Annotated in this window: 19 protein-coding genes and 1 pseudogene; 8 read left to right on the top strand and 12 right to left on the bottom strand. The window is 65.9% G+C overall.

Annotated features, from left to right (window positions below):
* From KM295_RS09950 to KM295_RS09980, 7 genes and pseudogenes are all read right to left on the bottom strand, one after another.
* Positions 1-1,076 (bottom strand): annotated as a pseudogene (locus KM295_RS09950) (collagen-like triple helix repeat-containing protein); the annotation flags it as partial.
* Between the two features lie 278 nt (positions 1,077-1,354).
* Positions 1,355-3,526: a catalase/peroxidase HPI gene (katG, locus tag KM295_RS09955; RefSeq protein WP_256029800.1), complete on the bottom strand. Its 2,172-nt coding sequence runs from the start codon at positions 3,524-3,526 to the stop codon at positions 1,355-1,357.
* A gap of 139 nt (positions 3,527-3,665) precedes the next feature.
* The gene (locus tag KM295_RS09960) at positions 3,666-4,544 is read right to left on the bottom strand and encodes a homoserine kinase (RefSeq protein WP_256029801.1); all 879 of its coding nucleotides are present in this window, start codon (positions 4,542-4,544) and stop codon (positions 3,666-3,668) included.
* 64 nt (positions 4,545-4,608) lie between these two features.
* Entirely contained in the window at positions 4,609-5,607 is a 999-nt protein-coding gene (locus tag KM295_RS09965; protein WP_256029802.1) for an AI-2E family transporter, read from the bottom strand.
* A gap of 59 nt (positions 5,608-5,666) precedes the next feature.
* On the bottom strand, positions 5,667-6,494 hold the full coding sequence (locus tag KM295_RS09970) for a fumarylacetoacetate hydrolase family protein (RefSeq protein WP_256029803.1): 828 nt from the start codon (positions 6,492-6,494) through the stop codon (positions 5,667-5,669).
* The gene (locus KM295_RS09975) at positions 6,491-6,835 is read right to left on the bottom strand and encodes a cupin domain-containing protein (RefSeq protein ID WP_256029804.1); all 345 of its coding nucleotides are present in this window, start codon (positions 6,833-6,835) and stop codon (positions 6,491-6,493) included. The genes KM295_RS09970 and KM295_RS09975 overlap by 4 nt, the downstream gene beginning before the upstream one ends.
* Entirely contained in the window at positions 6,832-7,623 is a 792-nt protein-coding gene (locus KM295_RS09980; RefSeq protein ID WP_256029805.1) for an SDR family oxidoreductase, read from the bottom strand. The genes KM295_RS09975 and KM295_RS09980 overlap by 4 nt, the downstream gene beginning before the upstream one ends.
* Before the next feature lie 162 nt (positions 7,624-7,785).
* Here KM295_RS09980 and KM295_RS09985 point away from each other — a divergent pair, with 162 nt between their 5' ends.
* Both KM295_RS09985 and KM295_RS09990 read left to right on the top strand, forming a co-directional pair.
* Positions 7,786-8,892 carry a mandelate racemase/muconate lactonizing enzyme family protein gene (locus KM295_RS09985; protein WP_256029806.1) on the top strand — a complete coding sequence of 369 codons (1,107 nt, stop codon included), beginning with the start codon at positions 7,786-7,788 and terminating at the stop codon, positions 8,890-8,892.
* A 22-nt stretch (positions 8,893-8,914) separates the two neighbouring features.
* Positions 8,915-10,129: a mandelate racemase/muconate lactonizing enzyme family protein gene (locus tag KM295_RS09990; RefSeq protein WP_256029807.1), complete on the top strand. Its 1,215-nt coding sequence runs from the start codon at positions 8,915-8,917 to the stop codon at positions 10,127-10,129.
* On the opposite strand, the gene KM295_RS09995 is transcribed toward KM295_RS09990, so the two are convergent.
* Together KM295_RS09995 and KM295_RS10000 are read right to left on the bottom strand one after the other, a co-directional pair.
* Positions 10,126-11,097 carry a D-2-hydroxyacid dehydrogenase gene (locus tag KM295_RS09995; RefSeq protein ID WP_256029808.1) on the bottom strand — a complete coding sequence of 324 codons (972 nt, stop codon included), beginning with the start codon at positions 11,095-11,097 and terminating at the stop codon, positions 10,126-10,128. The two genes, KM295_RS09990 and KM295_RS09995, sit on opposite strands and share 4 nt — an antisense overlap.
* A gap of 77 nt (positions 11,098-11,174) precedes the next feature.
* Positions 11,175-11,774 (bottom strand): DUF6149 family protein, encoded by a 600-nt coding sequence (locus tag KM295_RS10000; protein ID WP_256029809.1) that lies wholly within the window; start codon positions 11,772-11,774, stop codon positions 11,175-11,177.
* 229 nt (positions 11,775-12,003) lie between these two features.
* Here KM295_RS10000 and KM295_RS10005 point away from each other — a divergent pair, with 229 nt between their 5' ends.
* From KM295_RS10005 to KM295_RS10030, 6 genes are all read left to right on the top strand, one after another.
* The gene (locus KM295_RS10005) at positions 12,004-13,245 is read left to right on the top strand and encodes an NAD(P)/FAD-dependent oxidoreductase (RefSeq protein WP_256029810.1); all 1,242 of its coding nucleotides are present in this window, start codon (positions 12,004-12,006) and stop codon (positions 13,243-13,245) included.
* A gap of 100 nt (positions 13,246-13,345) precedes the next feature.
* Positions 13,346-13,759, top strand: a complete 414-nt coding sequence (locus KM295_RS10010; protein WP_256029811.1) for a DUF7124 domain-containing protein — start codon at positions 13,346-13,348, stop codon at positions 13,757-13,759.
* A 164-nt stretch (positions 13,760-13,923) separates the two neighbouring features.
* Entirely contained in the window at positions 13,924-14,787 is an 864-nt protein-coding gene (locus KM295_RS10015; protein ID WP_256029812.1) for a DUF7847 domain-containing protein, read from the top strand.
* A 42-nt stretch (positions 14,788-14,829) separates the two neighbouring features.
* On the top strand, positions 14,830-15,360 hold the full coding sequence (locus tag KM295_RS10020; RefSeq protein ID WP_256029813.1) for a DUF5815 family protein: 531 nt from the start codon (positions 14,830-14,832) through the stop codon (positions 15,358-15,360).
* Between the two features lie 163 nt (positions 15,361-15,523).
* Positions 15,524-15,754, top strand: coding sequence for a hypothetical protein (locus KM295_RS10025; protein WP_256029814.1), 231 nt, complete (start codon positions 15,524-15,526; stop codon positions 15,752-15,754).
* Positions 15,755-15,847: 93 nt separating this feature from the next.
* Positions 15,848-16,993 carry a CBS domain-containing protein gene (locus KM295_RS10030; protein ID WP_256029815.1) on the top strand — a complete coding sequence of 382 codons (1,146 nt, stop codon included), beginning with the start codon at positions 15,848-15,850 and terminating at the stop codon, positions 16,991-16,993.
* A gap of 116 nt (positions 16,994-17,109) precedes the next feature.
* Here the strand turns inward: KM295_RS10030 and hemA are convergent, their stop codons facing one another.
* Genes hemA through ahbB form a run of 3 tightly spaced genes read right to left on the bottom strand, consistent with a single transcriptional unit; the run spans position 17,110 to position 20,170 of the window.
* A complete protein-coding gene (gene hemA, locus KM295_RS10035; protein WP_256029816.1) occupies positions 17,110-18,465 on the bottom strand; it encodes a glutamyl-tRNA reductase in 1,356 nt (451 codons plus the stop codon).
* Positions 18,462-19,109 (bottom strand): precorrin-2 dehydrogenase/sirohydrochlorin ferrochelatase family protein, encoded by a 648-nt coding sequence (locus KM295_RS10040; RefSeq protein ID WP_256029817.1) that lies wholly within the window; start codon positions 19,107-19,109, stop codon positions 18,462-18,464. Before KM295_RS10040 ends, hemA begins: the two co-directional genes overlap by 4 nt.
* Positions 19,106-20,170: a siroheme decarboxylase subunit beta gene (gene ahbB, locus KM295_RS10045; protein WP_256029818.1), complete on the bottom strand. Its 1,065-nt coding sequence runs from the start codon at positions 20,168-20,170 to the stop codon at positions 19,106-19,108. Before ahbB ends, KM295_RS10040 begins: the two co-directional genes overlap by 4 nt.
* Between the last annotated feature and the right edge of the window lie 54 nt (positions 20,171-20,224).

Raw genomic sequence — 20,224 nt, forward strand, 5'->3', positions numbered from 1 at the left:
CTCGCCGTGACAGTCACTTCGACCGTCTCGTTGGGTGCGGGGAGTTCGACGGTGCCGTTCTCGTCGGTTTCGTACGCGCCCGTCCCGGCGTACGTCGTGTTTTCATCGACAGTCTCGACGTCAATCGTCGTGTTCTCGGCCGGCTTGTCGTCGGCCAGCACCGTCACCGTCGCCGGCAGCCCCGGCCCGTCCTGGGCGAGACTCACGTTCAGCTCCGGCGCGGCTTTCAGTTCCGTTTCGGTGGAATCCGAGGCACCCTGGAACTCGGCGGTGACGCTCACCGCGACGGTTTCCTCGGGTGTGGGGAGTTCGACGGTGCCGTTCTCGTCGGTTTCGTACGCGTCCGTCCCGGCGTAGGTAGCGTTCTCATCGACGGTCTCGACGTCGATCGTCGCGTTCTCGGCCGGCTTGTCGTCGGCCAGCACCGTCACCGTCGCCGGACGACCGCGGTCCTGATCGACGGCCACGGCGAGGTCCGGCGGGGCGGTTAGCGTCGCCTCGGCGGACGTCGATGCGCCCCGATACTCGGCGGAGACGTTCACATCGACCGTCTCGTTCGGAACCGGAAGTTCCACGGTCCCGTTCGCGTCGGTCTCGTACGTCCCCGTCCCGTCGTAGGTGGCGTTCTCATCGATCGTCCCGACGTCGATCGTCGCGTTGTCGGCCGGCTCGCCGTCGGCCGTGAGAGTCACCGTGGCGGGCTGGCCGGTCGCCCCCTCGACCGAGAGATCGAGTTCGGGCCGGTACTCCAGTGTCGCTTCCGTGGACACCGTCTCGTTGTCGACCGTCGCGGTGACGAGGATATCGACCGTCTCGTTGGGTGCGGGGAGTTCGACGGTTCCGTTTCGGTCGGTCGTGTAGTCCCCGGTCCCGTCGTAGGTGACGTTCTCATCGACGGACTCGACGGTCAGGGAGGCGTTCTCCACCGCCTGTCCGCCCGAATCGACGACTGTCACCGTCGCCGGTTCGTTCGGTTCCTGGGCTACCTCGACAGACGCGTGGTCCGTGGCCGCGACTGCCGCCGCACCGAAGGCGACGGACAGGGCGATCACGAGAACGAGCACCTTGCGTTGCATACCGTTCCGATCGCCAGCGGATCACATAAACCGGGGACGCCGTTCTGACCGTTCAAACATAGTAAACCGTTCACGACTGTTTTTGCGCTGTTTCGCGGCGGGTCGATCGTACTCCGAAACGACGAACGATACGGGTGTCTCCCCGTCGAACCTATCTTTCGGCCGTCGCTTCGGTTCTCATCCACTTCGTAGTTTCCGTGGCTCTCGGCGGGTAGTATCGATGAACACGGAGCCGATTTCCGCGTAATCGCCGGCGGCGGTCGGACGGCGGAGGCGATCTACTCGAGGTCGAAGCGGTCCAGCTTCATTACCTTGCTCCAGGCGTCCACGAAGTCCTCGACGAACATTTTTTCGTCGTCGTCGGCCGCGTACGCCTCCGCGATTGCGCGGAGCTCGTCGTGTGACCCGAAGATAAGATCTGCGCGGGTTCCGCGCCACTTGTGCTCGCCCGTCCGTCGGTCGTACCCGTCGTAGACCTGGTCCGACTCGGGCGATTGCTGCCACTCCGTGTCCATGCTCAGTAGGTTCACGAAGAAGTCGTTCGTCAGGGTCCCGGGGCGGTCGGTGAGGACGCCGAGATCGGAGTTCTGGTACGTCGCGCCGAGCGCACGCATCCCGCCGACGAGTACCGTCATCTCCTCAGGCGTCAGGTCCAGCAGATCGGCCTCATCGACGAGGATCTCCTCCGCCCGCCTGTCGAGACCGTCTTTGATATAGTTCCGAAAGCCGTCAGCCTCCGGTTTGAGCGCTTCGAAAGACTCGGTATCGGTCTGTTCGGCGGCGGCGTCCGTCCGTCCGGGTTCGAAGGGGACCTCGACATCGTAGCCGGCGTCGGCGGCAGCCTGCTCGATCGCCGCGTTCCCGCCCAGTACGATGAGATCAGCGATCGAAACGCGCGTCCCGTCAGAGCGGGAGTCGTTGAACTCCGCCTGGATTCCCTCGTAGGTCTCGAGGACAGTCTCGAGTTCGGTGGGTTCGTTGACCTGCCAACTCCGCTGGGGTTCGAGACGGATCCGGGCCCCGTTCGCGCCACCCCGCTTGTCGCTGTCGCGATAGGTCGAGGCTGACGCCCAGGCCGTCTTGACGAGCTGTTGGGTCGAGAGTTCCGAGTCGAGGATTTCGGTTTTGAGTTCCGCGATTTCCTCCTCCCCGATGGGGTCGTAGTCGGCGTCCGGAATCGGATCCTGCCAGATCATCGTCTCCTCGGGGACTTCCGGACCGAGGAACCGCTCGGGCGGTCCCATGTCTCGGTGGGTCAGCTTGTACCAGGCCTTCGCGAAGGCCATCCCGAACTCCATCGGGTTCTCCTGGAACGTTTCCATGATCTCGCGGTATTCGGGGTCCCGCTTCAGCGCGATGTCGGTCGTCAGCATCATCGGCGTGACCTCCCGATCGGGGTTCTGGGCGTCCGGTGCCGATTCGACGTCTTCTCCCTCTTTCGGCGTCCACTGCCAGGCGCCGCCGGGACCCTTCTCCGGTTCCCACTCGTATTCGAGGAGGTTGTCGACGTAGCCCATGTCCCAATCGGTCGGTGAGGACGTCCACGGGCCTTCGATTCCGCTCGTGGTGACCCCCTCTTCGGCGGCCTCCTCCCCGCTCTGCCAGCCGAGCCCCATGTTCTCGATCGGGGCCGCCTCGGGCTCGGGGCCGTGTGCCTCCTCCGTGCTGTTGGCGCCGTGGACTTTTCCGAACGTGTGGCCGCCGGCGATCAGCGCGGCGGTTTGTGTATCGTCCATCGCCATACGGGAGAAGGTCTGTCGGATGTTTTCGGCGGACGCCATCGGGTCCGGCTGTCCGTCCGGCCCCTCCGGGTTCACGTAGATGAGGCCCATCACTGAGGCCCCGAGACCCTCCTGGATCTCGCCGGCTTTGTCGAAACGTTGCTGCATTTCGAACTCCTTCTCGGGGCCCCAGTCGACGGCCTCGTCGGGCTCGAAATCGTCCTCACGCCCGCCGGCAAAGCCGAACGTACGGAACCCCATCGACTCGACGGCGACGTTTCCCGCGAGGATTATGAGATCGGCCCACGAGAGGCTACGGCCGTACTTCTGTTTGACCGGCCAGAGCAGCCGCCGAGCCTTGTCGAGGTTGGCGTTGTCCGGCCAACTGCTGATCGGGGCAAACCGTTGCCGGCCGCCGGCCGCGCCACCGCGCCCGTCGTACGCGCGGTAGGTGCCGGCGCTGTGCCACGCCATCCGGATCATGAACGGCCCATAGTGATCGTAGTCGGCCGGCCACCACTCTTTCGGGGTCGTGATGACCTCCTCGATATCGGCCTTGACCTCGTCGAGATCGAGTTCCTGGAACGCCTCCGCGTAGTCGAAGTCCTCGTCTAGCGGTCCGGGGTCACGGGCGTTCTGCTTGAGAAAATCGACGTCCAGGCGGTTCGGCCACCAATCCCGGTTGCTTCGACGTGTATTCGGGCTCGGAGAGACGTTATCACTTGACATTATACCACCGTTCTTGGATTGTTTTTCTCATGCCCAAATATACGCCGTATCGGCATATTAATCTTCCCCAACTTAGCAAGGAATTTTAGCTACTAGCGAAAGGATCTACACGATTTATAAACTTCGTCGGTCGGATGGCTCACTCGAAAACCGTTGCACCGCCCCCGATCCGCGTCTGGTACGCCCGCGCCTCGACGTCGACCTCGGCGAACGCGTCGATCATCGCGCTCGCGATCGTCCGCCGGTCGCTCTCCCGGCAGGCGGCGATGATCGCCGGACCGGCCCCCGAGATCGTCACGCCGGTCGCGCCGGCCTCGAGGGCGGCCGTCCGAACGGCCGCGTATCCAGTGATCAGTTCCGCCCGGGCCGGCGTCACGATCGCGTCCTCCATCCCTCTGCCCACCAGCGCCGGATCGTCCCGGGCCATCCCGACGGCCAGCGTCGACGCGTTGCCGACTACCTCGACGACGTCGGTCATGCTCGCGGTCTCGGGGACGACCTTCCGGGCGTCCCTCGTCGAGATGACGACCTCCGGCAGACACGTCACGAGCGGGATCGACGCGTCGACCGACGTCACGCCGTCGTGACGGGCGATGGTGAAACCCCCCATGATCGACGGGGCGACGTTGTCGGCGTGGGCGGCCCCCGAGACGACCGCCTCACCCTCCGCGGCGATCGGGACGAGCTCTTCCCGCGTCAGCCCCCTCCCGTAGAGTTCGTTCAGTCCGACCGCGGCGGCTGCCGCCGACGCCGCCGAGGAGCCGAGCCCGGAGGCCGGCCGGACGCCCTTGTCGATCTCGATGTGGGCCGGCGCCTCCAGCGCCTCCGCGACCGCACCGACAGTGTTCTTTTCGGGGTCTTCGGGAATGTACTGGCTGCCGACGCCCGTCACGTCGATCGTGGTGCGGTCGGCTTTCTCTACCCGGACGACGTCGGCCGGCCGGCCCAGCGCCGCCCCGAAGACGTCGTAGCCACTCCCCAGGTTCGCGCTCGTAGCGGGCGCCCGCACCGTTACCATGCTGGGAACATCCGGACGCCCCCCGATAAAGGTATCCGCTTTCGACGCGGCGACCGCTTGTCGGCTAGATCCGGTCGTACTCAGTTCGGAAGGTTTCGAGCGTCGCCGCGAGGACGCCGATGACGATCGGTCCGACGAACAGACCGGTGAAACCGATCGAGTAGATCCCCCCGGCGACGCCGACGAGGATCACCCCCGGGTTCAGCCCCGCCTGCTGGTCGATGAGGATCGGACGGGCGTAGTTGTCGAACAGACTCACCACGACGATCCCGTAGAGGGCCAAAACGACCCCTGCCGTCACCTCGTCGACGACGACGAGATAGCCCGCCGCGGGTCCCCACACGAGAAACGACCCGATGAGCGGCAGCAGCGCCAGCACCGCCATCACGAACGTCCAGAAGATCACTTTCGGGATTCCCGCGGCCCAGAGCCCGATGCCGGCGATCAGCGCCTGCAGCACCGCCACGACGATGTGCCCGATGACGACGCCCCACGTCGTCGCGTCGATCTTCGAGAGCAGATCCTCGGTGACGTCCGGCGGCAGCGGAACGGTTTCTTTCCCCCACGCGACGAACGCCGGGCCGTCCCGCAACAGGTAGTAAACGAGAAACAGCATGAGCGCGGTTCCGATGCCGGCCTGGAGCGCGAACGTGACGATGCCGGCGTAGCTGCCGAAGAGTACCCTGATGAGCTGATCGCCGGCCGCCGCGAGCAGATCGCCGAGTTCGATTTCGGCATCCGGGCCGAGGAGCTCCGAGAGCCGACGCTCCACTGCGGCGGTATCCAGCCCCGTTTGGCCGGCCGAAAGCGCCCGGAGGTCGGCGACGAATACCGAGACGATGTACGCCAGCGGCACGATGACCGCGACGACCGTCCCGGTGATGAGCGTGACCGCCGAGGCGACCCCGCCGATCCGGCGTTCGAGCCGTCGATGAACCGGATAGAGGACGTACCCGAGAATGAGTGCCCCGATGACGTACTCGAGAAACGGGACGACGACGAAAAGCGTCACTGCCGAGACGAGCCCGATGAGGACGAGGAGGAACGCCTGTCCGCGGTTCATACCCTGCCCTCGACGGCCCGTCGCAAAAGACTACGGGACGCGCCGACCGCCCGTCGACCTCACCTCCGTACGGACGCCGACGCGGTCCCGACCGATTCGACGACGGCGCGCACCTCGTCGCCGGGCTCGATCGGGGCCGCCCCCGGCGTACCGGTGCTGAACAGATCGCCGGGCTGTAGCGTCATCACTCCCGAGTGGAAGGCGACGATCTCGGCGGGCGGAAACAGCATGTTCTCGATTCGGTTTTCGGCCTCGGTCTCGCCGTTCACCTCGGTCCGGACCGAGAGCGACGACAGCTCCACGGACTCCTCGGGAACGACGATCGCCGGTCCGGGGATCAGGAACGTATCGAAGCTTTTTGCGCGCGTGAGAAAGCGTGGGTTCCGCTGGAGGACGTCCTCGGCGGTCATGTCGATGACCGGCAGATACCCCGCGACCACGTCTTCGACGTCGGCTGTCTCGATATCGCGACAGGTCCGACCGACCAGTACGCCGAGTTCGGCCTCGGCGGTCACCCGCTGGCTCCGGTCGGTCGGCGGTAGCCGGATCGGACCGCCCGGCCCCGCGAGTGCGGTGTTCGGCTTCATGAAGCTCGCCGGCTCGTCGGGGCGCTGTTCGTCGAGGTCGCCCGCGTGTTCGGCGTAGTTCAGCCCGATCCCCCAGAGCTTGCCGAACTCGGCAAGCGGCGGTCCAAAGGAGAGATCCGTCCGCGGGACCCGATCGGCCACCGCGTCGTCCGGACTGCCGAGGCCTCCCGATGCGGCCTTCGGGAGCGCCGCCCGGACGCTTCCGAGTCCGGGGTGGACGCTCGAAAGCGGGACGAAGCCCGCCTCGTCGCCCAAAATCGGCTCGCCGGTCGCGGTGCGGGCGAGGTACGTGGCGTTCATTCCCGGTCGGTCCAGAAGTCGAACGACCGCCCCGGCGCGAACACGTCCAGCCCGATCGCCGTCTCCTCGCCGGTGTTCTCGACGCGGTGGGTCTCGTTGGACTCCAGGTGGACCGAATCGAACTCGCCCAGCCGGACCTCCTCTGTTTCGGTCGCGACGGTCAACTCCCCGTCCAGACAGACACAGACCTGCTCGTTTTCGTGGTCGTGCATCGGGGAACTGTGGCCCGGGGGCTTTTCGAACCACTCGAAGGAGAACCGGTCGCTGCCGGCCATGGCAACGCGGCGCCACCCCGCCTCGGGTTCGTACGTCTCGGCGTCGTCGAACGACACGGGGTTCATAGGTTCGCCCCGGTCGTGCCGCCGTCGATCGTGATCGCGGTGCCGTTGATAAAGCCCGACTTCGGCGAGGAGAGGAACGCGACGGTGTTGCCCAGTTCCATCGGATCGCCGATCCGTTCCAGTGGGTTGCCCGCCCACTCGTCGAGTCCCTCCTCGTAGGAGTCGTACTCGCCGCGCTCGACGGCCGCCTCGACGAGGTCCTGAATGCGCGAGGTCTCGTGGGGGCCCGGGAGGACCGCGTTGGCGCGAATATCGGGAGCGAACTCCTTCGAGAGGGTCTTCTCGAGCCCGATGACGCCCATCCGGACCGAGTTCGACAACACGAGGTCGTCGATCGCCTCCTTGACGCTCCGGGAGGTGATGTTGACGATCGTCCCGGTCTCCTCGCCGGCCGCGAGGTGGGGGTGGGCTTCCCGCGCGAGGCGGACGACGCTCATCACGAGCAGTTCGTAGGCCTGCTGCCAGTCCTCGTCGTCGGTGTCCAGGAACGAACCCGACGGCGGTCCCCCGGCGCTGGTAACGAGGTGATCGAGGCCGCCGAACTCATCCACCGTCCGTTCGACCATCGCCTCGATGTCGTCGGCTTCCGTGAGGTCCCCCGGCTGGACGACGACTTCGCCCTCCGCGACGGCTTCGACCTCAGCGCGTGCGTCGGCCAGCCGCTCCTCGTCGCGGCCGTTGAGCACGACGTTTACCCCATCGCGAGCGAGTGCCTTCGCCGATGCTCTGCCGAGACCGCTCGAGGATGCCGTTACGAGCGCCGCGTTGCCGTCAATCTCTAGGTCCATATACGACCCAATCAGGGAGCGGTATGAAAACGTTTCCCTCCGTGGCAAGATAGCATTCCTCGGTGGGGATGTCCGATTCGGACCCTCCCACGATCCGCCACACAATGCGACAGTACTTGCCACAACACGAGGCTGTTTATGGGTATGTGGTGCCGCTCGGGTATGGAGATCACCGACGTAGAATCCTACGCGATCGAGATCCCCCTCGAAGAGCCGGTGTCGTTTTCGAACCGGACGCTGCACTTCCGGGATCACGCGATCACGCACGTCCGAACAGACAGCGGGCTCGAGGGTGTCGGGTACTCGCTCGGCTACGAGGCCGCCGAACTGGTCGCCGGCGCCGTCGACTCGCGGCTAACCGAGGTCGTCCTCGGGGAGGACCCCCGCGACACCGAGCGGCTCTGGCACGAGATGTACGAGGACAACGTCCAGATCGGCCGGACCGGGCTGTTCCTCCGGGCCATCTCGACGGTCGATATGGCGCTTTGGGACCTGAAGGCCAAAGCCGCCGGCGAGCCCCTGTATAAACTGCTCGGCGGCCACGCCGAGGCGGTCCCCTCCTACGCCAGCGGCGGCTACTACCGCGACGACAAGGGCCACGAGGGGCTGCGATCGGAGATCAACCGCTACCTCGAGGAGGGCCACGACGTCGTCAAAATGAAGGTGGGCCGTCGATCGATCCCCGAGGAGGTCGACCGGGTGGCGGCCGTCCGCGAGGAGATCGGCCCCGACCGGACGCTGTTGCTCGATGCCAACGGCGTCTGGTCCTCGGCGCCCGAGGGGATCCGGGCCTGCCGGGCGTTCGAACCCTACGACCCCTACTTCATCGAGGAGCCGGTGATGATCGACCGGGTCGAGACGATGGCGCAGGTCAACGAGGCGATCGATTACCCGGTCGCGACGGGCGAACTGGAGGGGACCCGGCACAGCTTCGCCGACCTCTACGACCGGGGCGCCGCGGGAATCCTCCAGCCCGACGTGACGGTGTGTGGCGGGGTCACCGAGTGGCTCCGGATCGCCGATTACGCCTCCGCCTACGACGTCCCGATCGCCCCCCACTACAACTGGAACATCCACGCCTCCCTGCTCGGTGCGATCGAGAACGGGCTGTGGGTCGAGTACTTCTACCGCGATCAGGACGTGAAGGTCTTCGACGACGTGGTCGAAGACCCCCTGGAACCCGACACCGAGGGAACTATACCGCTCCCTGACGATCCCGGACACGGCGTCGAACTGGACGAAAACGCTCTACAGGAGTACCGCGTATGAGCAATATTGGAGAGCATACACCATGAGAGATTACGGCAACCACGCGACGCGAACCGCCGACCGAGAGGTCGAGATCACCGACATCGACACCTGTGTCGTCGAGGGTAACTTCGAGTGGAACCTCATCAAAATCGAGACCGACGCCGGCGTCACCGGGATCGGCGAGGCCTACCGCGGGGGCGGGATCCCGCGGATCGTCGAGTACACGAAACGCTTCCTGCTCGGGGAGAACCCCCTCGATCACGAGCGGATCGTCCAGCGGATCGTCCAGGAGATGTCCGGACACGGCGGTACCACTGGCAAGGTCGTTACCGCCGCCTCGGGCATCGAGATCGCCTGTCTGGACGCCGCCGGGAAGATCCTCGGGCTGCCGATCTACGAACTCCTCGGCTCGAAGTACCGCGACGAGGTGCGGATCTACTGTGACACCCACGCTGGCGAGGCCTATCAGGTCGAGGACGGCGCCACTGCCTACGCCGACGAGTCGGCGTATTCGCCGGACGCCTACGCCGCGGCGGCGGCCGACGTCGTCGAGATGGGGTTTTCGGCCCTGAAGTTCGATCTCGATCTGCCCGAGGACAACGATCCCGACCGGACGAACGGCCGGCTGACGAACGACCGCATCGAGCGCAAACGCGAGCGGGTCGCGGCAGTCCGCGAGGAGATCGGGTACGGCGTCGATTTAGCCTTCGATTGCCACTGGGATTACTCCGTCGAGAGCGCAAAGCGGCTGGCCCACGAACTCGAGGCGTTCGATCTCATGTGGCTCGAGGACCTGATCCCGCCGGAGAACATGGACGCCCAGATCGAGGTCACCAAGGACACCCGAACGCCGATCGCCACCGGCGAGAACCGGTTTCGGGTCCACGAGCTCTCGGAGCTGCTCTACGAGTACGGCGTCGACATCGTCACGCCCGATCCGACGACCGTCGGCGGGCTCGCCGAGACGATGCGGATCGCCGATCGGGCCCAAGAACAGTACATCCCGGTCTCGCCGCACAACGTCTGTAGCCCGATCGGGACGATGGCCTGTGTCCACCTCGGGGCGGCGATCCCGAACTTCGACGTGCTGGAGTATCACGCCCTGGAGGTCGACTGGTGGGACGAGTTGCACACGAACGACGAGCCGCTGATTCAGGACGGCTCCATCGAGGTGCCCGAAGCGCCCGGACTCGGGATCGAACTCGACGAGGACGTCGTCGCCGAGCACACCCTCGAGGGCACCGACCCTTTCTAAACAATCTGGTTCCGCAGGCCGTCGTACTCGCCGGTCGCTTTCGCCGTCTCGACGTTCTCGGCGACGATATCCGCCAGCCGCTCCCAGCAACGAGGCGTATGTCCCGCCGCGTGGGGCGTGATAAAGACGTTCTCGAACCCCCACAGCGGGTGTCCCTCCGGCAGGGGTTCGGGATCGGTGACGTCGAGCCCGGCGCCGTGAAGGCGGTTGTCCCGGAGCGTCTCGACCAGTGCGGGCGTGTCGACGACCGGCCCGCGGGCGACGTTGACGACGACGGCGTCGGTCGGCAACACGCCCAGTTCCGTCGCCCCGATCAACCCCTCGGTCGTCTCGGTCAGCGGACACGCGAGCACGAGAAAGTCCGTTTCGGCCAGCGCCGCGAGGAGGTCCCTGCGGTCGAACCCGATCACCTCGTCGGTCGGGCCGCCCTTCTCGGGAGTGTACCTGACGCCGATCGTCCCGACGCCGAACCCCTCGAGACGCTCGACGACCGCCTCCCCGATCGCCCCCAGTCCGACGACGGTCACCGTCTTTCCCGTCAGTTCGCCGAAGGACGGATACCGGCGCCACTCCCGGCGCTTTTGTCTGCGTAGCCCCTCGTCGAGCCGGCGGGTGAACATCAACAGCCAGCCGAGCACGTGTTCGGCGACGTTCGGCCCGTGAATCCCCGAGGCGTTCGTCACGGCGACCCCGTGTTCTTCGAAGGTCTCGAGCGGCAGGTGATCGACGCCGGCGCTCCGACACGCGAAAAGCCGGAGGTTCCCGGCGTCGGCGATCAGGTCCTCGCCGAGGGTTGCGCCGGTGACGACCGTCGCGTCCGGGACGAGCCGTCGTTCCTGTGGTGGGGTCTTCGCCAGCGAAACCTCGGCGTCCGGGAGCCGATCCCGCAGCGTCTCGGCGTATTCGGCCGCCGGAATCCCGTGGGCGTCGTCGTCGAGTACGGTGATCTTCACCGGGTCCGTATCCATGGGCCGGCTTCGGCCGCGGGAACGAAAGTCTGGTGGGGACGACCGTGATCGATCCCCTCCCGTCGCGACCGGTCGCGTCACTCAGTACTCACGTCGTCGGGATCGACGCCGGGGGCGTCCCGTGGATCGATCCCATCGGGAGCCTCGGTGTCTCCGCCGCCGACCGTCTCGCCGTCGGGCGTCTCGACGTAGACGTCGTCGGCGAAGCCGGCGATCGCGTTCTCGTATTCGGGCGTCTCGAGCTTTCCGGGGGTCGCGGGGGCGGCCGGAACGCCGTCGTCGGGCGAAAACGTCCCGAGCGGGTCGTCGATCGAGATCCCATACCGTTCGAAGAACTCCTCGTACCGGCGGTAGTGGTCCTCCAGTTCCCCGCCGGGGATCTCCATCATCTCCGTCCAGCCGTGGTTGAAGAAATCGAAGTTCGCCTGGATGTGAGTGATCTCCCTGGCTTCGGCCTCCGTATAGCCCGACTCGAGCGCGGCGACGTAGGCGTCCATCGTCGCCTCGAAGAACACATCGAGGTGTTCCCGGCGCTCCTCTCGGCGGTCCGCGTCGGCCTTCTCGAGGAAGATTCGCGTGTGCATCTTCACCAGCGCGTAGTTGGCGACGCTCCGGATACCCGGCGTCGTCAGCGCCTTCTTCGAGGCCCAGTGGCGAGGGTTCTGGACGATCTTCATACTACCGGGTACGTATCGGTCCGTCTTCAAGCGTCCGTTCCCGGAACGTTTCGGACTGCCCACGCCCCCGGCATTACCGGACACATTCGGGAGATAAGACGACGAACGCTGTATTAACCGATAGATTTCCGACTTTCCGTCCACTGTGCTCTCTACGCGCGGTGTCCTCGTACGGCTCTCCGAGCCCCAGATGGCAATCCACATTAACCCGGGTGGCCTACTTCCGCGCATGTGTGCGTCGCACGTAATCATCGGTGACGGCATCGCCGGAGCCTCGGCCGCCGAGACGGTTCGGGAAGCCGACCCGGACGCCGACATCACCGTCGTTACAGAGGAGGGGGAGGCCCTGTACAACCGGATCCTGATAAAGGAGTTCGCCAAGGGGAAACTCCCGGAGGCGCCGGTCTCGATCCACGACCCCGAGTGGTACGACGAACGCGACATCGAACTCCGGCTCGATACCGTCGTCACGGACGTCGAGACGGACGCCCACGAGATCCACACCCACGGGGGGGACGTCATCGAGTACGACAAACTCCTCATCGCCACCGGCGGGACGCCGATCCAGCTGCCCGTCGAGAACAGCGACGCCGAGGGGATCCATCACTTCTGGACGTTCGAGGACGCCCGGGCGATCAAAGAGAGCGCGGCGAACGCCGAGACGGGCGTCGTCGTCGGCGCGGGGCTGCTCGGGATCGACCTCGCGGCGATCTGTGGCGCACAGGACGTCGATGCACACTACCTGATGCGCGGCCAGTCGTGGTGGCGCTACGCGCTCTCGCAGGACGGCGCCGGGATCATCCACGACGCCCTCGAGGAGATCGGCGTCACGCCGGTCTTCGACTCCGGGGTTGACCGCTTCGAGACCGACGAGTCGGGCCACGTCACCGCCGCGGTCGACCCCAACGGCGAGCGCTTCGAGGCCGACTTCGCGGGCGTCGCCATCGGGCTGGACTTCAACATCGAGTTCATTCAGAACACCGACATCGAGACGGACAACGGCATCATCACTGACGAGTACATGCGGACGAACGCCGAGGACGTCTACGCCGCCGGCGACATTACCCAGTTCCACGACGTGATCCTCGGCGATCGCGCACAGAACGGCGCGTGGGGATCGGCCAAAGAACAGGGCTCGATCGCCGGCCAGAACATGGTCGCCGACGCCCCCGAGGCGGAGTTCCAGTGGGTCTCCTCGTATTCGATCACGCACTTCGATTTCCCTTTCCTCTCGTTCGGTCACCCGACCCGCGGGGACGACTCGGTCGAACACAAATACGAGGACGGGACCTGGCGCCGCGTCGCGCTCAAGGACGGCCGCGTCATCGGCGGCGTGCTCATCGGCGATCTCTCGGCGCAGTCGGTGCTGAAAAAGCTCGCGAGAAAGCAGATCGACGTCTCCGATCGGACCGACCTCCTCTTAGAGCAAGGCGTCGATATCGAGGCGTTCGAACCCGCGACGGCGAACTGATAGGATACCGTCGACCGTCTCGCGGTCCGACACCATGGGGTAGCCGTCCCCGACGGTCGGATCCGACAGGACTTTCTCCGGTCGCTCCTCTTCTTGGAGTATGGATGGCGGCGGCTCGACTGATATGACACTCGCGTTCGAGTTGGAAGCACTCAAGGAACTGACCGACCCCGAGGCGGTGTTCTCGGACGCCCGTTCCTGGAGCGAGTACGTGGGCGTCATCTCCGAGAAACCGACGTACGTGGTGACGAACTTCACCCGGAAGAACCGGATCAGACAGGACTTCTTCTCCGGCCCCCGTGGCCGGGCCGAGAGCCTCGAGAACGTCCGATCGCAGTTCCAGACCGACCGACACGTCTTCGTCGGCCTCACCGACGAGGACGAGGAACTCGCCGAGTCCGTCGACTGGGAGTTTTTGCCCCTAGAGCAGGCCGCCGAGGCGGCCGGGTGGGCAATCGACGAGGCCGAGGACACAGCTGACCCCGAGCCCGAACAGCGCGACGACTGGCCGTAGGTCGAGTCTGTCGTCGCCTCTCCTATAGTAACCATCGCAACTACTTACACTTCGATCGCACTGCGATCGTGCGATGATTCGCCTGGGACCCCGGCAACCGCCCCCGGACCGTTCGCCGGCAGCCTTCGGCTACCCTTAAGAGGCCGGCGAACGCGAGGGTGAACATGGGTCTCGACATCGGTCAAGCGCTCCGTGAAGGGGCGTCCCGTACGGCCGGAACGCACGGGCTGATTTTGGCCGCCGTCTTCGCCGGTATCGCCCTCCTCACGACGGTACTGTTCCAGACGTTTTCGGCTGCCGTCGTCGACACGATGCTCTCGACCGTCCAGAGCGCGTCACCGGCGGAACTCGGGATGACGCAGGCCGAGTACGATCAGGCGGTCACCGAGTTCGAAACCGCCGCCGAGAACGCCCGGGGGACGGCGCCGCTCGCGTTGGATCTTTCGGCCGGCGCCGCCGCCGCCGGACTGGTGGCGCTCGTGCTCGTCGGCGAGGCGGTCTCGATCGTCGCCGTCCGCGTCTTCGCGACCGACGACGGGGAAGCGGTCTCGAGTGACCTCGTTACCGGAAACATCGTTTTGGCCACGCTGAACGGGTTCGTCGGCGCGGTCGTCGTCTGGGGGCTGATCCTCCTCGGCTTGGTCTTCCTCGTGATCCCGGGGATCGCCCTCGCCGTCCTGTTTTATTTCCTCAGACAGGAGATCGCTCTCAAGGACAAGAACTTCGTGCAGGCGATGGCCGATTCCTGGCGACTCACGAAGGGCCACCGGGTGGAGGTGTTTCTCGTCGGGGCAATCCTCGTGGTCGTCTCCCAGCTCGAACAGCTCGGTGCTGTCGCCGTCGGCACTCTCTCGACGATCGGCGGCGTGGTCGCGGCGGCCGCGGTCGGCGGGCTGCTTTCTGCCTTCGGGGCCGCCGTCGTGACCCGGGCGTACGTCCAGATCGACGAGAGCGAGGCCGAGCCGGTCGACGCCGAACCCGAGGATCCCTACGACGCCGCGCTGGGTCCCGACGATCTCACCCGGTAACCGAACGCTGTTTTTAACCGCGTCGACGGCTCACTGTCTGTAATGCCAGCGCCGCGTGTTCCCGGCAGCGACGACGATCGTCTCGAACTCCCCTGCGGTGAGACGGTCCGCCCCGTCGATCTCGATATGGGCGTTCGGGATCTCGAATGCGACTGCGGCGACCGACACGCCGTCGTCGTCGACGCCCATCCGCTCTCGCGGTTCGTTCCCGAGTCGGTCGTCGAGACGCTCCGGGCCGCGATCGAGACGGCCGACGAGTTCGAGGAGTTCGGCCTCGTCCACGCCATGGGGATGGTCACCGAGGAGTTCCCCGACGCGGTCGCGACCGAGGACGTCTCCGAGGACGGCCGGGTCGGATACGCGCTCCTGTGGGTGTGTGACTTCGATAGCCGCCGGCTCCACGAGATCGTCGTCGAGTTGCTCGTCGAGCTGATGGAACACGCCGCCAGCCACGGCGACGAAGGGACCGCCACACAGTTCGAACAGCAGATGCTCGAGTTCGATGTCGGGGCGTTCGTCGATGCGTACCGCCGCGAGCGCGGGTTCGATTCGGAGTTCGACACCCCCGCTTGAGGAACCGGCGGTGGCTGTCAGGCGCCGATCGTGAACGTCTGTCACACGACACTCGCGCCCGTGTCGGACGAAGCAATCGGCTCCCTGCTATCGGTTTTCGACGAACGCGTGTCTGACATCTGTCTGACGGATACTTATGGTATGTGAGCCCGTGTGTACCTGTATGCGCATACGCCGGGGTGAGTTCGAACGTATCCGAACCGTGCTCTCGGAGGCCGACCCCGACGAGCCACTGACCGCCAGAGAGATCCTCGATCTCCTGGAGGAACACGGCGAGGAGTTCGACAGCGCCCACCGTGTGGCGACGGTGCTCGGCCGCGAAGCCGAGATCGGCCACGTCGAGGTGATCAGGGACCGACCCTATCGCTATCGGCTCGAGGGAAACCACAACTGACCTCGGAGTCACGACGTGATACGTTCGCACGGCTCGTTTCTTGGGACAGTGAGGTAGTTTCAAGAGCCGTCGTGGCTAACCTCCGGGATAGAGATGAACATCGTAGACATCGCCACCGAGGAGTACCTCGAGGTGGACGCCGACGAGCGGCTCGGGAAGGTGCGGTCGCTCTTCGATCGGGAGAACCCGAAGGGGATCGTCGTGACCGACGGCGGCGAGTATTCGGGAATCCTCACGGAACGACAGCTCCTGCAGTCACACATCGAGGACGACGCGAAGGTACAGGTGCTGGCCAGAAACAACATCCCCCAGGTCGGCCGCGAGGACGACGTCCGGAAGGTCGCCCGCATGCTCGTCGAGGGCGGTACGAAGGTCGCGCCGGTCTTCGAGGACGGCGACCTGTGGGGGATCGTCACCGAGGACGCCATCCTCCGGGCGGTGCTCGGTAACCTCGACGTACTCACCGTCGAACAGATCTACACGGACGAGGTCATCACGCTGCGCGAGGACGACCACCTCGGGAAGGCGATCAACTACCTACGCGAGAACGACATCTCCCGGCTCCCCGTCGTCAACGACAGCGGGCGGCTGTCGGGGATGGTGACGACCCACGACATCGCCGACTTCGCCGTCCGGACGATGGAGCGACAACACTCCGGCGACCGGTCGGGTGACACCGATCGAATGCTCGATCTCCCGGTCTACGATCTGATGAACAGCCCGGTCGAGACGATCACCGGCGACGCGTCGGTCGAGACGGCCGTCGAGCGGATGTTCGAACACGACTACGCCGGGCTCGTCGTCACGCCCGAAGACGACGACACTGCTGTCGCCGGAATCCTCACCAAGACCGACGTGCTCAGAGCGTTGACGTATACCGAGGAGGAAAGCATGGACGTCCAGATCACCAACATCGACCTCCTCGATACGATCTCCCGGGAGATGATCCAGGGGGCGATCACCGAGGTCGCCGACAAGTACCAGGACATGCAGGTCCACCACGCCCACGTCCGGTTCAGCGAGCACAAAGAGCGGCTCCGTGGCACCCCGCTGATCCACTGTCAGACCCGGCTCCGGACGAACCGGGGCCAGATCGCCGGCTCCGGTGAGGGGTACGGTGCCGAAACGGCGTTCCGCGTCGCCTTGGACAAACTCGAGCGTAACGTCCTCGAAAAGAAGGAGATCCGCGCCGACGCCGAGTACGAGGGCCAGCTCCTCCGGAAGCTCAACGAACTGTAGACGCTCGAATCCCACCGGATCCGGCCTCCCGTTTCGTGGCAAACGCGAGGAAACGCTACGCGAGCCACAGCTGGGCGAGAAATATCGCGATAAACAGAACCGAAAGCGCGTCGGCGTTACTCGTCTTCGGTCCGTAGCTGATCGATAACGTGGGCGGGCATCCGATCGCGCATCTCCTCGGGGATCGATCCGGGGCGGTCCGGTTCGGCGGGTGGCTCGGCGGGTTCGAGTTCGAAGGCCGGTCCGAACAGCTCGAGTGCGGTCCGGATCGTCGACCACTCGTCGTTTTCGGCCGCCTCCCGCAGGCTCTCGGTCGGCGCCGAGAGCAGCTGTCCGACGAGGGCGTCGGCCATCGATTCGAGGATCTCCCGTTCGGCTTCGGAGACGCCGCCCTCGTTTTCGAGCTTCGAGAGGGCGGTCCGGAGCTCGCGGGCCTTGATCCGTTCGGCGCCCTCGTACATCGCGCCGATGACCTGATCGGCCCGCTTGCGCTTGTACTGGGCCATGAGGTGGTCGAACTCCTCGTCGATCATCGCCTCGACGGTCTCGGCGGCGGCCTCCCGCTTCCGTCTCGTCTCGTCGGTGATCGCCTCGATCGCGTCGAGATCGTACACAGAGACGCCCTCGATTCCGTCGGCCGCCGGCGGGACGTCCCGCGGCCGTGCGATATCGACGACGTGGGTTCGGCCGGCGTCCTTGAAGTCCCCGACGTCGACAACGTGCCCGGAGCTCCCGGTCGCCGAGACGACGACGTCTGCCTCGTCGGCGGCGGTCGCGACCGCGTCGAGTCCGACGGCCTCGGCGTTGCTCTCCAGCTGTTCGGTGAGGTGTTCGGCGTGCGAAAGCGTCCGGTTGGCGACGAGGATCCGATCGACCGCCCGATCGAGCGCTTCGGCGGCCAGCCGCGCCATCTCGCCGGCCCCGACGACGAGGGCGGCCGCCTCTTCGAGGTCGCGTTTCGACTCGAGAAAGCGGACTGCCGCCGATCCCAGCGAGACGACGCCCTCGTTGATCGCCGTCTCGTCTCTGGCCCGTTCGCCGACGTGGAGCGCCTTCAGCACCGCGTCGTCGAGCACCGGTCCCATCGCCCCGACGCCGCGTGCGTCCTCGTAGGCGTCTCTCAGCTGTCCGATGATCTGGTCTTCGCCGACCACGAGCGATTCGAGACCGCAGGCGACGGCCATGAGGTGGCGGATGCTCTCCTCGTGGTCGAGGGTCCGGACGACGGCGGGATCGACGTCGCCGAGATACGCCGCGAGGGCTTCCTTTCCCGCCTCGGGCGTTTCGGTGACGACGTACGCCTCCGCCCGGTTGCAGGTCTGGAGGACCAGCGCCTCCGAGACCGACGGCAGATCGAGGAGGTCCTCGATCGCCGCGTGTTGTGAGTCGACCGCCGCCCGCTCGATCGCTTCGACCGACGCGTCGCTGTGTGAGACGCTGACGCCGGCGAGGATGTCTGTTCCTGTTTTCACGTCCGATCACCCAGCGCCGCCTCGACGACGGCGTCGGCTGTTTGTCGGGGGTTTGAGTCACCCTTACCTAAATCCTTCCAAACCGCTTTCGATCGCACGACCTCCCCGACAGCCCGCCGACGGAGCGCCGGATCGACGCCGCGTTCCTGTAACGATGTCCGTATCTCGGCGGTCAACTCGGCCAGTTCGTCGGCTCCGTCGATCTCGTCTTCGATCCGTTCTCTGAGTTCCTTCGCCAGGGCCGGACTCCGTCCCCCGGTCGAGACGGCGACCACCACGTCTTCGTCCCGGACGGTCGCCGGGACGACGACGCTGCCGGCGTCCCGCCGGCCCGAACGGTCCGTCCGGTTGACGAGAACGCCCCGTGTCCGGGCTGTCGATTCGATCGCCTCGTTTACCCCCGGATCGTCCGTCGCGGCGATCGCGAGCGCCGGTTCGACCCGCTCGAACCATCCGGGGACGCCCTCTGCGGCCGGCGCGGCCCGGACCCGCTCGGCGTCGCCGTACGCCTCGGCGGGGAACGCCGGGCTGATCACGACGACTGTGGCCTCGCGGGCGAACCGGCGGGCCTTCCGGGCGCCGACGGGGCCGCCGCCGAAGACGAGGACGGTTTCACCGGTAAAATCGTGGTACAGCGGAATCATCTCTCGCCCGTGTTGGCCTCGGCTCGTTCCCCGAGTCTGATGCCGGTCTTTTTCAGTATCTCCGTCGAAAACAGCGTCGCCCAGTCGTCTCCGTCGACCTCGAAGTGTTCCTCCATCACCGCCTCGATCCGTCCGATCCGCCGTTCGCTTTCGGCCTCGCTTCGGCCATGCGTCATCGCAAAGAAGTTGTACGGCCAGACGCCCTCGTGTCGCGGCCGCTCGTAGCAGTGGGTGACGAACGGCAGTGACGCGACTTCGGGGCCGACGGCATCGAGCAGTTCGTCGGGGACGTCCCAGACCGTCATCCCGTTTTCGGTGTACCCGAGCGCGTAGTGGTTCGGGATGACGCCGACGCGGCGGACCTTCCCCTCGGCGTCGAACCGTTTCATCGTCCGGAGGACCCACCCGGTGTCGACGCCGAGCCGTTCGGCGACGTCGGCGTACGGTGTCGCTGTGACCGGCAAGCCGTCCTGGATCTCGACGACGAGGTCGCGTTCGTCGGGGGTCAGCGTCTCGCTTTCGGTCGGCTCGACCGTCGGTCCGAGATCCGAACGGTCGACGTCACCGTCGGGGATCGGCCCCTCGAGGTAGAACTTCGCCTCGACGCGGAACTCCTGCCGTTTCGGGAGGTTGTAGGTCTCCTGACCGGTTTCGGCCTCTATCTCTCCGAGGACCCGCCCGATGGTGTCGGAGTCGGCGACCGAGACGACGAACCACATGTTCAGATGGGGGTGCTCGCGCCGATAGTTGTGGGCGACTTCCCGGTGACCGTTGACCTGCTCTTTGATCTCCTCGAAGCGGTCCTCCGGGGCGTGCATCGCCACCAGCGTCGCGGCGCCGCCGATCGCCGCCGCGTTGATCAACGCCCCGAACCGCGTCAGGGTGCCGTTCTCCTCGAGGGTCCGCACGCGATCGAGGAGTTCTCCGGCGGTGATCTCGACCCCGCGGTTACGGAGCGCCGCCGCTGCGGGCCCGAACGGCTCTTCGACGACCGGAAACCCGCCCTGGTAGGCGTTGATGACGGCGCGGTCGATCCGATCCAGTCCGGCGGTTTCGCTCATTACCGTCCCAAGGGACGTCAGCGAAATAAGCCCCTCGCTCGATCCCACCGTGCG

The organism is Natronomonas aquatica, assembly GCF_024449025.1.
In the GTDB taxonomy this organism is placed as follows: Archaea; Halobacteriota; Halobacteria; order Halobacteriales; family Haloarculaceae; genus Natronomonas; species Natronomonas aquatica.